The organism is Ruegeria sp. H7, from assembly GCF_056532945.1.
The window spans coordinates 969,022-983,281 of sequence record NZ_JBQFNZ010000001.1; the positions used below are offsets into that span (position 1 = coordinate 969,022).

Sequence of the window (14,260 nt, forward strand, 5' to 3'; positions counted from 1 at the left end):
CATTTCCGCCACAGCGCCTCCGTCCAAAAAGCTTAACGTCGCGATCAGATTGACCAATTAGATCAATGAACTAATGCTGCCCTCATATTTACGTGATTTGAGGCTATTGCTATAAATGAACCCTGCTTCTTCGCCATTAGGCATACATCTTATAGCGGATTTCTTTGATTCAACTGCGCTTTATGATCCTACCCCTGCTCAAGACGCTTTGACGCGCGCGGCACTGGCTGCCAAGGCCCAAGTTCTTAGCGTCGAGACCCATGATTTCGGACAGCGTGCCGGCTTTACCGGCGTGGCGTTGCTGGCCGAGTCCCATATCTCGGTCCACACCTGGCCCGAGCATGGCTATGCCGCCATCGACATCTTCATGTGCGGCGAGGCCGAGCCACAGCGCAGCCTGGACGTGCTGAAGTCCTTTTTCCGCCCGCAACGCGTCGAAGTGCAGTCTATCCAGCGCGGTCTGATCGGCCAAACCGTACCGCGGCTGGCGGTGGCGGGTTGCTGAAGGGCGAATGAAAGAACTGCGCAGATGCCCGGTCACGATCTCTCTTATCCTGTGCGCGATCTGCGTCTACTTGCTGTTCGGTCCGGTGCGCTATTCGGGGCCGGTCCTGAGCTTGCCCGACCATCTGGTGTTCGTGATCCGGCATGGGGATCTGAACCATCTGACGCTCAATTGCCTGATGATCCTTGTGGGCGGTTCCCTGACCGAACCCCGGTTAGGCAGCATCGCAACCGCAGGTCTGGCGGTTCTGAGCACGCTTGCCGGAACGGTGGCAGAGTTCGCACTGGCCGGGCCGGGATTTGTTGGGTTGTCGAGCGTTTCCTACGCCCTCGTCGCCTATGGCGTGGTTGCATCGCGCCCGGCAGCGCAGCGTGTCTGGGCGCTGGCGCTGATCTGCGGGCTGCTGACGGCCGAGTTTCTGTATCTGCGGTCTCAGATCGCGGTTTTCACCCATATTGCATCCGCGTTGATCGGAGGAGGTCTTGCCATGTTTAACGCCCTGTTCGGCTCGAAAGGTCCGACGCTCAAACCTATGGAATGGCGGCATGTTTCGCCCGCCGTTCAGATCATCGCCCAGACCGACGAGGATGATGCGCTTGAAGCTGAAAGCACGTTTGTCAACGAAGGCACCGACAACATGTTTGTGCTGCTGGACCGGGGCGACGTGCTGGGGCTGATCGGCTACAGCGTCGACGAAGACGTCCCCGATGTTGCCTGGCTGTCCTGGACCTATCTGGATCAGGCCCATACCGGCAAAGGTCTGGGCGGGCAGATGCTGAACGACTTGCTCGGCAAGCTGGCGCAGCTGCACATCCGCAAGATTTTTATTGAAACCAGCGATTATGAAGAGTTCGGCAAAAAGATCTATGCCGCCGCGCACAAGCTGTATGAAGAATTCGGCGCTTCGGTCGAGCTGACTGTGCCCGGATATCACAGCCCCAAAGAGGCGAAAATCATCTATGGGCTGGACAATCCCGATGCGCCCGACCTGCCGCCCGCGCCTCTGGCCTCGACCACGGGCCTGTCTGTCATTGACCTGCATAAAGCTGCCGAAACCGATGATGTCGCGGGTCTGCGCTGGCGTGAAGCCGGGACCGGGCTGGCCGGGCTGGATCAGCAGCTTTCGCTTGCGCGCACGCAGAAATACCGCATGGCGGTTCTGGCTGTCCCCTCTGACCTGTCCGATGCCCACGCGGATGAATTGCAGGCGCATGGGATGACGAAATGCGGCGAACTGAATGAGTTCTACGGCAAGGACCTGCACCAGGTGTGGTGGTCCTGCCCCCTGGGTGAAACCTGAAAACACTGACTAAACTCGATAGGAGATTTCATGTTTGGAAAACTAAAACTGATTGCCATTTTGGGCTTTCTCGGCTTCGTCGGCTACACGATGTTCCTGGCCCCCAAATCCGAACAAACCGCCGATCTTGGGCAGGTTCTGGACCGGACCGAATTTGCGATCAATCAGTATCAGGAATACCTGACAGCCAACAGCATCGCCGAAGCCTCGGACGAGCAAGTGGATGAATTCACAATATATCTGACGCAGGTCATGAACTCGGAACCGCGCTTTTATGACAAACCGCTGGGTCTGGAGATTCTGTCCGACGCCAAATTCTCGGGCTATGCGGATCCGAACAGCAACGGTATTCGCGACTCGGACGAGGGTGAGGTTTTCACCATCGAGATCGACGAGGCCAACAACCGTCTGATCGCCACCGACACCGCCGGTGAGTCCGCGGGCCTGCGTTTCTCGGGCGCTGGCTTTCTGGCGGGTGCGCTGATTGGCAACCTGATCAGCCGTCAGCGTTCGGCCGGGATCAGCGCGTCCAGCTTCAACAATCGCAGCGTGACACCGCGCACCAGCTATTCGGCCCCGCGCAGCGCCCGCGCCGGTGGTTTGCGCGCCGGTAAATAAGCGCCGCGCCTACCCGAACCCCAACTTTGGCCCGGCGCGCTGATCGCGCCGGGCTTTCCAGTTTTCCGGATTTCACTATGACCGACACACTGACACCGCGTTACACCGACCTGCCGCGCCGGCAGGCGATGGTTCTGCTTGGCGCGATCCTTGTTGTTGCCCTGTGCGGCATCGTCTACGAACTGATCATTGGGACGGTGTCCAGCTACCTGCTGGGCAACTCGGTCTATCAGTTTTCGCTGACCATCGGCTTTTTCATGTTTGCCATGGGGGTCGGGTCGTATGTCTCGCGCTTTTTCCACGGCAACCTGATCCAGACCTTTATCTGGGTCGAACTGATCCTGGCCCTGATCGGCGGCCTTTGCGGCGTGTCGCTGTTCATGCTCTTTCCATATGCGCCGTGGTTTTACACGGTCGGCATGTTCACCTTTATCTCATCCATCGGGTTTCTGGTCGGGCTGGAGATTCCGCTGCTGATGCGTGTCCTGTCCGAAAGCAGCACGACGCGGGAATCCATCGCCGACGTGCTGTCGCTGGACTATGTCGGCGCGCTGTGCGGGTCGGTTCTGTTTCCGATCCTGCTGCTGCCGTCGCTTGGGCTGATCTCGTCCTCGTTTGCCATTGGCCTGACCAATGCCATGGTCGCGTTGTTAAGCGTGCTGTGCCTGCGCGATCAACTGGACACGCCCAAACGGATGCTGGGCTGCGCCATCGGGACCATTGTCCTGCTGTTCGCGCTGACCCTGCTGGCCGGACGGATCACAGCGTTCGCGCAGGATCACCTGTATTTTGACCGCATCGTCTGGCGCAAGCAGTCGCAATATCAGTCGCTGGTGGTCACCAACACCTGGCAGAAAAACGATGTCCGCCTTTATATCGACGGCCATCTGCAATTCGCCGAAACGGATGAGTATCGCTATCACGAAGCCCTGGTCCATCCCGCCCTGTCCTGGGGTGAGACCGCCCCCAAATCCGTGCTGGTTCTGGGCGGAGGCGACGGGCTCGCCGTGCGTGAGATCCTGAAATACCCAACCGTGTCGCGCATCGATCTGGTGGACCTCGACCCGGCGATGACCGATCTGGGGCGCAATCTGGCCCCCATCGCGCGTCTGAACGAAAACAGCATGGAGGCGTCGGCCCTGCACGTGCACAACACCGACGCGTTCAACTATGTCAAATCCACCGACCAGACCTATGACCGGATCATAATCGATTTCCCCGATCCCCATAACGAGGCGCTGTCCAAGCTTTACTCGGTCGAGTTCTACGCCATGGTCCAGAGCATCCTGACCGAGAACGGCGTACTGGTCACCCAAAGCAGCTCGCCGTTCTTTTCGCCTCATACCTACTGGACGATTTCCAGAACCTTGTCCGAGATTTTCCCGCAGGTCGTGACGTACCAGATGTCGATCCCATCCTTTGGCGTCTGGGGATACAACCTTGCCGCCAATGACCCGAACTCGACGCTGGGCCAGCTTCCGGACGGTCTGCGCTTTGTCACGCCTGATGTTTTTGCCGCCGCGCGGGTGTTTTCCGAGGACCTTCTTCCCAAGCGCGAACTGGCGGTCAATTCCATCTTTGATCCGGGCATCTATCACGAATATTCGCGCGACGTTTCGGGGTACTGAGCACTCCGTGACACCGGGTGGAGGGCCGGCTTTTGCTGGGGTCGTTTCGGATCTGAACGTTCTGGACCGAGTTGTCTGTAAAATATGATGTTAGAAGTCTTACGGATAAGCGGACCGAATGGGTTCAATTTCGTTGGGTCGTGACGTGTAACTATCCGGTACAATGGCTGTCCTACGCCCGCTTAGCAGAGCAAACCCAAATCCCGAAACATTGTACCGGCGAATTAACGATATTCCGATCACTGAATATATTTGCTACCTTAGCGCTATTGGTGACGCCGCCAACCTAGGTGATCAGTTCCGTGGGGCCAGCAATGCGAAGAATTCTTGCAGTCGTGATATGCGTCCTTGGGCTGGCCATACCGCGTGCATCATACGCCTGCGCGGTGTGTATTGAGCTGCCGGACGCATCCTTGGCCGATCACATTCTATCCGCGGAAGTCATCGTGCTGGCGGGCCCAGCATCAGACAATCCTTTCAGGTTCGAGGCGCAAAAAGTTCTCAAAGGGGATAACGAAAAGCTTAAATCCGCACCGGACATTCCGTTTTTGATCGACAGCGTTACACGACGGTCGTTCCGCTCGGATCCAACGCGAACCGTTTTGCTGACCTATGGACCGACCTACAAGGATAGTACCGGTCGCAGTTTTTCGCGGCATTGGAGGCGTTTGTTTATTTTGAATCCCGAAAGACACGACTTTCTGGAACACCTTCGCACCTTCGGTCGGCTTTGGGCCTACGGAGAAACTGATAATCCCGACAGGGTTTTGTTCTTTGCCCGGTATTTAGGGCACTCTGATCATGTGCTGCACAACATGGCCCTGGTTGAAATCGGTCGCGCACCCTACGCGCTCGTGCGCCCGTTGAGCGACAGAGTTCCTGCAGGCTTAATTCTACAGGAATTCAGCGACATAAACCGCTTCGCATACAGATCCGCCGCCATTCGTTTGCTCGGGTTGCAATCCGATCCCCAGGCGCGCTCGTTTGTACGCGCGCGATATGTTCGTTCGCTGGAATCGGGAGGGCTGAATTCTTTCGAGTGGGCTCTTGCTGGAATAGAAGCGGACCAATCGACTGCAATCAGCGCCATTGGCGCGGCCCTTCAAGATCCTGGCAAGACAAAAGAACACAAAAAGGCGTTGATCCGGGCTTTGGCCGAAGCGGGCACCTTACACTCGGAGTTCAAGCCAAAAATCGTTCAGATTTTTTCCGCTACTCTGGAAAATGACCCCGAGCTTTTGGTTCAAATCGCTGTCGCAACGCGAAATTGGGGTGAAACTGCGCTGCATCAACAGTTTGAAGCTTTAGCCGCTTTGGAAGAAACGGACCTCGCAACGCAGTTTGTTCTCAATATGGTTTTGGGAGCCGATTTACCGGCAGATTGATTTGGGTCTGTTCATGCCTCGCCGGCGCTGCACGTCAACGCTCGGGCCTTGGCGCTTGAGCCGACCAAGTAGTCAGCACTTGGCGCACGAGGGAACACGCCTGCATTGCTCAGGCCAGCGTTCTGACCAGCTTCAAGTACGCCGGAAAGAAAAACCTCACAGAAACCAAAACAGCATGATATAAACAAAATCGAATATAAACAGATTGCGAAAACTCTTCTTCTTCGCAGGAATTTTCGATGTGGGAGGTCCCAATGCTTCGGTTATCCGTTTGTTTTGTCGCTTTGATGTTGGCACCGGCAAGTGTTCTTTCTGACGCCGTGCCCAGCGAACAGGCGGCAGAAAGTTTATTTCAGGATCAGCCATATTCCCCATATGCCGAACGCTCGTTCCCTGAACGTCCGCTTTGGGGGGACACCCATCTTCACACCGGGCTTTCGCTGGACGCCGGGGCCTTTGGGAACACTCTGCTACCAGATGAAGCCTGGCGTTTCGCAAAGGGCGAGCAGGTCATTTCATCGACCGGTCAAGCTGTCAGATTGGCACGACCTCTGGATTGGATGGTTCTTACGGATCACACGGACCTGATGGGATTTGCGCCGGATCTTCAAGCCGGAAAACCGGGCGTTATTGCTGATCCAAAAGGGCTGCAGTGGTACGAAGGCTATAAAGCTGGCGGGGAAGAGGCCGGGAAAACGGCCTTCGATATTATCACCAAATTCTCGCAAATGACTTTGCCGGAAATTCTTCTGGAATCCTACAGCCCCGGCGCAGACGCTTTTGCGTTCACTTGGGAACATATCGTTCTGGCGGCCGAGCGGCACAATGATCCCGGCAACTTTACCGCCTTCATCGGGTTCGAATGGACCTCGGTTCCCAAGGGTTTCAATCTGCACCGGAACGTCATGCTGCGTGACGGCCCGATCCGGGCCTTGCAGATGGTTCCCCCGGTCACGCAGCCCCCTTACGGCGATACGGACCCTAAATCGCTCTATGCCTGGCTTGAAGAGTATCAGGAAAAAACCGGGGGCCGCGCAGTTGCCTTTGCGCATAACGGCAACCTGTCGAACGGATGGATGTTCCCGACCGAGGATACGTATCACGGCGGCAAGGTTGACGAGGAATACGTCTCAGCCCGCGCCAAATGGGAACCTCACTATGAAGTTACGCAGATCAAAGGTGACGGCGAAGCCCACCCCTTCCTGAGCCCGGATGACGAATTTGCGGATTACGAGAACTGGGACGTCGGCAACCTCGACATAACCGAATTGAAAACCGATGACATGTTGGCCGGGGAATATGCCCGGGAAGCATTGAAACGCGGTTTGATGCTGGAGGAGAAATTCGGCGTTAACCCCTATAAGTTCGGCATGGGCGGTGCGACGGACAGCCATACCTCTCTGGCCACGGCGGAAGAAGACAACTTCTTTGGCAAATCCGTCAGCGTTGAGCCCTCGGCCTCGCGTATCAAGCACCCGTTTATCGCCAATGATCTGGGTGAGATTCCCGGTGATCTGCTTGTAGCGTCCGGCTATACGGCTGTTTGGGCGACCGAAAATACACGTGCTGCGATTTTTGACGCATTCAAGCGGCGTGAAACCTACGCGACCACGGGCCCCCGGATCGGCCTGCGGTTCTTTGGTGGGTGGGATTTCAGTGATGCTGATGTCGAAACCCGCTTTCTGGCAGATATTGGCTATACCAAAGGTGTTCCGATGGGGTCGGACCTGCGCCCCCGCGAAGGGGACGGCGCGCCATCCTTCCTGATCGCCGCTTTGCGAGACCCGGTCGGGGCAAATCTGGATCGTGTGCAAGTCATTAAAGGCTGGCTTGATGCCGAAGGTGCCTTGCAGGAAAAGGTCTATGATGTTGCGTGGTCAGACAACCGTGTTGCAGATGATAGCGGCAAGATCCCCGCGGTGGGGAACACGGTGGATGTGGATACCGCCAGCTGGACCAACACAATCGGAACCGCCGAACTGGTCACTGTTTGGTCCGACCCTGATTTCGACCCGAACGCGCGGGCCTTCTACTACGTTCGGGCTATCGAAATCCCGACCCCGCGTTGGGTGCTTTACGACAAGCTAAGGTTCGGCTCCGAGCTGCCCGAGGATGCAGTGCTCACGCATCAGGAACGCGCGTATTCGTCCCCGATTTGGTATACGCCGGCCGAGTGATCCGCTGCGTATACAGATCTGCGAACCGAGGTCGTGAACGCGCCCTCGGTGGGCACGGCCAGCCCCTGAATTGGCAGCCGCCCATCACCTTGCAAAATCCAACCCTCTGATGCCAGCATCGAGACGTAGAACCAGATCACGTTTTACGAGGAGCCTTCATGCGAATACTGAAAGAACCTCTGTTCCACTTCTTCCTGGTTGGAGCGGCCATTTTCGGTTGGTTCCATATTGTTGCGCCAGAGTACCAGACGGCGGAAACCTCCGAGACGATTGCAATCGACGAAGAAGATGTCGCGACTTTGTCCTCTCGGTTCAAAGCCCGATGGAAACGCCCGCCAAACGATACAGAGCTTCAGTCTTTGGTCGATGCATCCATCCGCGAAGAGGTTCTGGTCAGGGAGGCAAGGAAACTGGGTCTGGATCGCGGAGATACCGTGATCAGGTCTCGGCTAAGCCAAAAGATGGATTTTCTGACCGAAGCAATCGCCATGTCGGTTGTTCCGAAAGATGAAGATTTACAGGCATTTGTCGATCAAAACCTGGACCGCTATGCAACGCCTGACAAGGTTGCCTTCACCCACGTCTTTTTGGGGGAAAGGCCAAGCGAGGCAGAAATTGAATCAGCTTTGGCCGCGCTGCCTGAGACCGACGACATCTCGGCTTTCGGGACCTCAACGCTGCTGCCCGCTTCGATGCCGTTGACCGCGACAAAGGTCATCGACTCGGTCTTTGGGACAGGGTTTTCTACGGGGCTAATACTGGCCGAAACAGGCCGCTGGACGGGGCCTGTCCAATCCGGATACGGGACGCATCTTGTGCAGGTAATTGCCGTTGAACCGAGCCAGACACCGCCGCTGGCTGACATTCGCGATGCGGTACTTCAGGACTGGCGTCGCGCCACAAGCGAAGACATGGCTCGGGCGCAATACGAGACGCTTGCCGCCAGCTACGAGATTGTAATCCCCGATCTTTCAGGCTTGGCGAAATGAGACCCCTGATCTGCCTATTGTTTGCGATGTCGCTGTCCTGGCTGGGTGGCAACGCCACAGCCCATGCCCTTGACCCGGGATACTTGGAAATGCGGCAGATCGCGCCGGACACCTGGGCTGTTCATTGGCGAAAACCCGATGTGAATGGTCAACCGATGGCGATTGAGCCCGTATTGCCGGAAACCTGTGTTCCGGCCCGTGGTCCAGATCCCGTTTTCGACAGCCGGGCCTGGGTTTCATCCTGGGTCACGGAATGCCCCAAGGGCATGGCAGGTGAATTCATCGCCATTGAGGGTCTGAAAAGGCAGTTGAATGACGTATTGGTACGTTTGCACCCGACGGTATCCGAACCTGTGACGCTTCGACTAACCCCTGACGCGCCCGTTCAGGGAATTCCTTCCGATCAAACGACGTGGTCGGTGTTCGTGGCATATTTCCAGTTGGGATTTGAACATATTCTGGAAGGCTGGGATCACCTGCTGTTTGTTTTGGCGCTGTTCATTCTGGTTCGCGATCCTTGGCGGTTGGTCGGCGCCGTGACAGCTTTCACCCTTGCGCATTCCATAACTCTGGCGCTGGCGACTTTTGGTGTGCTGAGCATTCCCGGCCCTCCGGTTGAAGCCGTTATTGCGCTGTCTATCGTCTTTCTGGCTATGGAGATCGTAAAAGGCAGCGAAGGTGGATTCCGGCTTTCGAACCAAAAGCCCTGGATTGTCTGCTTCGGGTTCGGGCTTTTGCATGGGCTAGGCTTTGCAGGGGCTTTGGCCGACATTGGGCTGCCCGCGAACGATATTCCCGCGGCGTTGTTCGCGTTCAACCTGGGTGTTGAAGCCGGTCAGCTGAGTTTCGTCGGCGCTCTGGCTTTTATGGTTGCTTTCTGGCGGCTGATCGCGCGCCCGGTTGGCCAGAGGGCCACAGTGATTGCCGCCTATTGTATCGGCTCGGTGTCGATGTATTGGCTCATTGAACGAACCAGCGGGTTTTGACTGATCCCCGGCGTTGCTCTTCCAGAGAGTGCCGCAGTAAATGAACGCGCAACACGGCAATCATTCAGGTCAAATACAGCCCGAAGGCGATCAATCGGCGGGTCGGTCCGGCAATCCGGCAGTCCGCAAATCGTCGATAAAGCGATCCGGAATGCCCTGATCCCGGAACTTGCCCTTAAGACTGTGTCGTTGATCCTCAATCGTATAGCCAGGTTGATTTTCCAACAGCTTGTCTATTGAGGCTTTGGCCTCCTCCAACCGCCCCAACCGGACATACAGCGCCGCCTGTGTACGGCGCGCCAGATTAGGAATGTTTGTCATCCGATCAATCGCGTCTAACCCGGCTTCATACTCACCGGTGAAATACTGCGCCCAGGCGAGGCTCCACAGATACCAGTCCGGATGGTGCGGATTCAGCCGGATCGCGGTTTGAAGCCTTTCGACGGCCTCGGTCGCGCGGCCAAGATATACCAGCGTTTCGACCGAGCCCGCCAGCACACCCGCCGAGTTCGGATTTAGCGCAATGGCGCGGTCGTACTCTCTTTCGGATTGCTCAAGATCGTTGGCCTGCATAAACGCGTGCGCAAGAACCCAGTGCGCCAGAGAACTGTCGGGATCAAGTTCAACAGCTTTGCGAGCCGCCGCAAAGGCGAGGTCCAGAGCTTGGTCTCGTGGCCGGTCAGCACACCGTCCCCACCGATCACAATTGATATGCACCCAGGCAAGGCTGAAATATGCAACGGAATAGTCGGGGTCCAGTTTGATAGCCTCTTCAGCCAACCGCTTGGCTTCTTGATTACCCGCCGGCGTGAATTTGAAACGTTCGGCACGGCTTAGATAAACAAGTTCGTACGCTCCGTGGCTTTGAGTGGACTGGCGCAGCAATCGGTCGAATTCGGCAAGATCAAGGTTCTGTTCCAGTGTCGCAACAATTGTTCGGGTAATTTCATCCTGCAACGCAAAGATATCCGTCAAATCGCGATCATAGGTTTCAGTCCAAATTGCATTCCCGGCCGCCGCGTCAATAAGGGTTGCATTCACGCGAAGCTTGTCGCCGAACTTTTGCTGGCTGCCTTCCAGTACGTACCGCACGCCAAGTTCTTTAGCGATTTCACGAATATCTGCCGATTTGTCTCGGTAAAAGAAGCTCGAGTTTCGGGCGATGACGAAAAACTCGGGGAACCGGGAAAGCTTGGCAATGATCTCTTCACTGATTGCGTCGCTAAGGTAGCCCTTGTCGGCACCCTGACTTACGTCGCTGAACGGCAGCACGGCAATCGAAGGCTTGTCCGGCAGTGGATGTTCCATTTCTGCCGTTCCTATCGGCTGAAAATCCGGTGTAACGAAACGCCAAGCGACGAATCCGACAACAAGAGCCAAAGCCAAAAAGGCAGTTGCAGCCGTCCGCATGGCAAAGGGTTTTCGGTCAGGTTTTGCGGGTTTAACCGAAGATACAAGCTTTGCCGCTTTCTCGTTCAGGTTCAGGCGGAACACCGGAACAGGCTGTTCGATATTCTTGACCGTGATCCGGCCCAGATCCTCGAAATCCAGATCAAGTTTTCCGCGGACCTGACTGAAGACGTTGCGGTGAACGCAGACTCCGCCGGCTTGGGCGAGGCTCTCGATCCTTGCCGCCAGGTTTACACCGTCGCCGAAAATGTCCCCGCTCTCATCAATCACGTCACCGACGTTGATGCCGATACGAAATTCTATTCGGTCGCCAACGGGAACGTCCGAATTCCTATCGGACATGGCGCACTGTATTTCGACGGCAAATCGGACCGCATCGACAACGCTGGCAAATTCCATCAACGCGCCGTCGCCCATCAGCTTGATCGTTCGCCCGCCATACTGAACGGCCTTTGGATCAATTAATTCCGAGCGATGCGCTTTGAGCGCGTTTAGTGTTCCCGTCTCGTTTTTCCCATGAGGCGGGAATAGCCCACTACATCGATTGCAAGTATGACCGTGAGTCGACGTTTCACCATGGGCCTCCCTTAGTGCAGGTTAAGGAAGAACGATAAGGAATTCCACTTTGCCCCACGGTCTTCGAAATGCAGGGCTTCATAGCGCAGTTGTTTCGGGGTCACGCGGCCTTGGCGATTGCCTGCAACTCATGGCCGAGGTCAGCAACTGACGGTTCCTATCAGCAATCAGCTGTCAGGTTCGGGCGGATTCGAATTCAGACCACGCGGTTTCGAAAGCTTCAAAATCAAATCCAGGCTGGCTGGCCGCGTCCAGGACAATGCGCTCGGTCGTCAGCAGCTTTTGGATCGCGGCCTCTAGTTGGCCCGCGACGTCTTCGGGCACCACCAGCGCGCCGTGACGGTCAGCATGGATCAGATCGCCGGGATTGACCGTCAGGCCAAAGACCGAGACCGGAGTGTCGAGCTCGCGCACATGGACAAAGCCGTGGCTTGGGCCGACCGACCCGGCAACCACCGGGAAGCCTTCCGGAAGATCGCCGAGGTCACGCATCACCCCGTTAGTAAGCGCACCCGACAGGCCGAAACCTTTGTGGACCGTCGTGTTGATCTCGCCCCAATAGGCTCCGATGCAATCGGGGTAATCCAGATCTTCGATCACCGCGACGGACGGTGACGGTGCTTCGGCCATGTATCTGTAATAGGCCATGCGCCGCGCCCTGATGATCTCGGGCGGTTCGGCGGGCGGATTGACGGCGGCGATTTTGGCAGTCCGTGCATACCCCACTATGGGCGGTTCTTCGGGGGCCGAGCAGTGCATGGTGCCGCGCGTGAAACGGTCGAAGCCGCGCTGGCCCTGTGCCACTTCGATGGCATTGCAGACCGTGGGGGTATCAACCTTGCGAAGCAAAGACAAAAGGGACGGTTTCATAGGTCCTCCAACCAGCGCGAGATCGCGGCTGTGGTTTCATCGGGTTTTTCGAGGGTGGGCAGATGGCCTGCGCCGGAAATGATTTCGAGCGTGCTGTTGGCCAGAAGGCGGTGCATCAGTTCATGGCGTTCGACGGGGCAAAGCCCGTCATCCTGACCGCACAGGACCAGAGTTTTGCCTGCATAGGCAGACAGGGTATCGCATTGATCAGGGCGATCCATCAGGGCCCGCGATTGACGCAGAAATACGTCCGGCCCCAGATCGGTCGCCATCACCATGCACAGGTCAAGAACGGCCCCCTGCCTTGGTCCGTCTGCCAGATAGTTGGGCTTCATTTCGTCCCGCATGACGTGCCACAAGCGCCCTTCGCGCACAGCAGTCATCTGGGGTGCGCGGCGGGCCTTTACCTCGGGGGTTTCAGCAAGCGGGTTGGTATCGAGCAGCGCAAGGTGCGACACGCGTTCAGGGGCCTGACGCACCACCTCCATCGCGACAATCCCACCCATCGAAAGGCCCAAAAGCGCAAAAACAGGCGGCGCGTTTCTCAGAATGTCTGCCGCCAGAACTTGGACGCTGTCATGCTGGCCAAGTGGAAAGGTCATTACCGGCATTCGACCCGACAGCGCCTGAATCTGCGGGCCGAAAAGGCGCGCATCGCACATCATGCCGGGCAACAGGATCAACGGAGTCATGATGCGGTCAACTTGGCCCCGTCTGACAACGCCGCCAGCTTGGCATAAGCGATCTGAGGATCAACCGCGCCAAAGCCCGCAAATGTGCCAAAGCCGCAATCGCTGCCGGCGATGACACGATCCACGCCCACGATCCCGGTGAACCGTTCGATCCGTTGCGCCACAAGTTCGGGATGTTCAACGAAATTGGTGGTGGTATCGACCACGCCCGGCACCAGAATCTTGTCATCTGGAATCTCGACCTTGCGATCCCGAAACACCGTCCACTCATGCGCGTGGCGGGGGTTTGACGTTTCGAACAGGACATAGCGCGATTTGGTCGCCATCAGGGTGCTGAACACCTTGTCCATCGCAATATCGCAGCAATGCGGGCCTTCGTAATTACCCCAACAGATATGCACGCGAACTTTCTCGGCACGCACGTTCTGCAGCGCGTGGTTCAGGGCCTCGACATGCATGTTGGCGATCATGACGAACTCGTCATCAGACAGATCGGTGAACAGCATATGCCGGGACAGTGCCAGATCCGGGCAATCCAGCTGAAGGTCCAGACCTGCCGCCACGATGGTTTCGTATTCTTCCTTCATGGCATCGGCCAACGCGGCCAGATACGCCTCGTGCGTGGGATAGAAATCATTCTGCAGGAACAGCGAAATGACACCGGGCGAGGCCGCATTCATAAAACCCCGTTCGGCCCCGTGCTGCGTCATGGCGGCTTTGAGGTTGGCGATGTCCTTCTCCAGCTCACCCTGCCCTTTTGAGCGCACCTCATCCGTGCACATGGGCCGCGCATATTGGGGCGTGCCACCATCATCTGCCAAGCGTTGCAAGAAACCCGGAAACATCTTCAGATCCGCAGGCGCATTGCGCGGGCTGTCACCCGAAAAGCCGGTGTAGCGGTCTTTGACATAAGTTGCGTAGGAGATTTTCGAGGTCTCCCCATCGCTGACAATATCGACCCCGGCTTCAACCTGTTTGCGCACCGTCTCGGACACGGCATCCGCCATACAGGCGTCAAAGGCCCCCGCGTCGTAGGGTTCATTGTTTTCACGGGCGAAGATGAAATCCACGACCTCCTGCGTGCGGGGCAGAGACCCGACATGGGTGGTTTTTACGGTCATTGG

Annotated in this window: 12 protein-coding genes; 8 read left to right on the top strand and 4 right to left on the bottom strand. The window is 57.0% G+C overall.

Annotated elements, in window-relative coordinates:
• The first annotated feature begins 115 nt into the window (after window positions 1–115).
• From speD to ACR0AC_RS04590, 8 genes are all read left to right on the top strand, one after another.
• Entirely contained in the window at window positions 116–505 is a 390-nt protein-coding gene (speD, locus tag ACR0AC_RS04555; RefSeq protein WP_480872117.1) for an adenosylmethionine decarboxylase, read from the top strand.
• A 7-nt stretch (window positions 506–512) separates the two neighbouring features.
• On the top strand, window positions 513–1,805 hold the full coding sequence (locus ACR0AC_RS04560) for a GNAT family N-acetyltransferase (protein ID WP_480872119.1): 1,293 nt from the start codon (window positions 513–515) through the stop codon (window positions 1,803–1,805).
• Window positions 1,806–1,835: 30 nt separating this feature from the next.
• On the top strand, window positions 1,836–2,423 hold the full coding sequence (locus tag ACR0AC_RS04565; protein ID WP_170452882.1) for a hypothetical protein: 588 nt from the start codon (window positions 1,836–1,838) through the stop codon (window positions 2,421–2,423).
• 77 nt (window positions 2,424–2,500) lie between these two features.
• Window positions 2,501–4,051, top strand: coding sequence for a polyamine aminopropyltransferase (locus tag ACR0AC_RS04570; protein ID WP_480872121.1), 1,551 nt, complete (start codon window positions 2,501–2,503; stop codon window positions 4,049–4,051).
• A 413-nt stretch (window positions 4,052–4,464) separates the two neighbouring features.
• Window positions 4,465–5,436: a hypothetical protein gene (locus tag ACR0AC_RS04575; RefSeq protein WP_480872123.1), complete on the top strand. Its 972-nt coding sequence runs from the start codon at window positions 4,465–4,467 to the stop codon at window positions 5,434–5,436.
• 254 nt (window positions 5,437–5,690) lie between these two features.
• On the top strand, window positions 5,691–7,613 hold the full coding sequence (locus tag ACR0AC_RS04580) for a DUF3604 domain-containing protein (RefSeq protein WP_480872125.1): 1,923 nt from the start codon (window positions 5,691–5,693) through the stop codon (window positions 7,611–7,613).
• 158 nt (window positions 7,614–7,771) lie between these two features.
• Window positions 7,772–8,602, top strand: coding sequence for a peptidyl-prolyl cis-trans isomerase (locus ACR0AC_RS04585; RefSeq protein ID WP_480872127.1), 831 nt, complete (start codon window positions 7,772–7,774; stop codon window positions 8,600–8,602).
• Window positions 8,599–9,588 (top strand): HupE/UreJ family protein, encoded by a 990-nt coding sequence (locus ACR0AC_RS04590; RefSeq protein WP_480872129.1) that lies wholly within the window; start codon window positions 8,599–8,601, stop codon window positions 9,586–9,588. The genes ACR0AC_RS04585 and ACR0AC_RS04590 overlap by 4 nt, the downstream gene beginning before the upstream one ends.
• Window positions 9,589–9,678: 90 nt before the next feature.
• Here ACR0AC_RS04590 and ACR0AC_RS04595 read toward each other — a convergent pair whose 3' ends face one another.
• The 4 genes from ACR0AC_RS04595 to ACR0AC_RS04610 form a co-directional block, all read right to left on the bottom strand.
• Window positions 9,679–11,460, bottom strand: a complete 1,782-nt coding sequence (locus ACR0AC_RS04595; RefSeq protein ID WP_480872222.1) for an adenylate/guanylate cyclase domain-containing protein — start codon at window positions 11,458–11,460, stop codon at window positions 9,679–9,681.
• 288 nt (window positions 11,461–11,748) lie between these two features.
• Window positions 11,749–12,444 (bottom strand): RraA family protein, encoded by a 696-nt coding sequence (locus ACR0AC_RS04600; protein ID WP_480872131.1) that lies wholly within the window; start codon window positions 12,442–12,444, stop codon window positions 11,749–11,751.
• Window positions 12,441–13,136: an alpha/beta fold hydrolase gene (locus ACR0AC_RS04605; protein ID WP_480872133.1), complete on the bottom strand. Its 696-nt coding sequence runs from the start codon at window positions 13,134–13,136 to the stop codon at window positions 12,441–12,443. Before ACR0AC_RS04605 ends, ACR0AC_RS04600 begins: the two co-directional genes overlap by 4 nt.
• A complete protein-coding gene (locus tag ACR0AC_RS04610) occupies window positions 13,133–14,257 on the bottom strand; it encodes a cobalamin-independent methionine synthase II family protein (protein WP_480872135.1) in 1,125 nt (374 codons plus the stop codon). Before ACR0AC_RS04610 ends, ACR0AC_RS04605 begins: the two co-directional genes overlap by 4 nt.
• Window positions 14,258–14,260 lie beyond the last annotated feature (3 nt).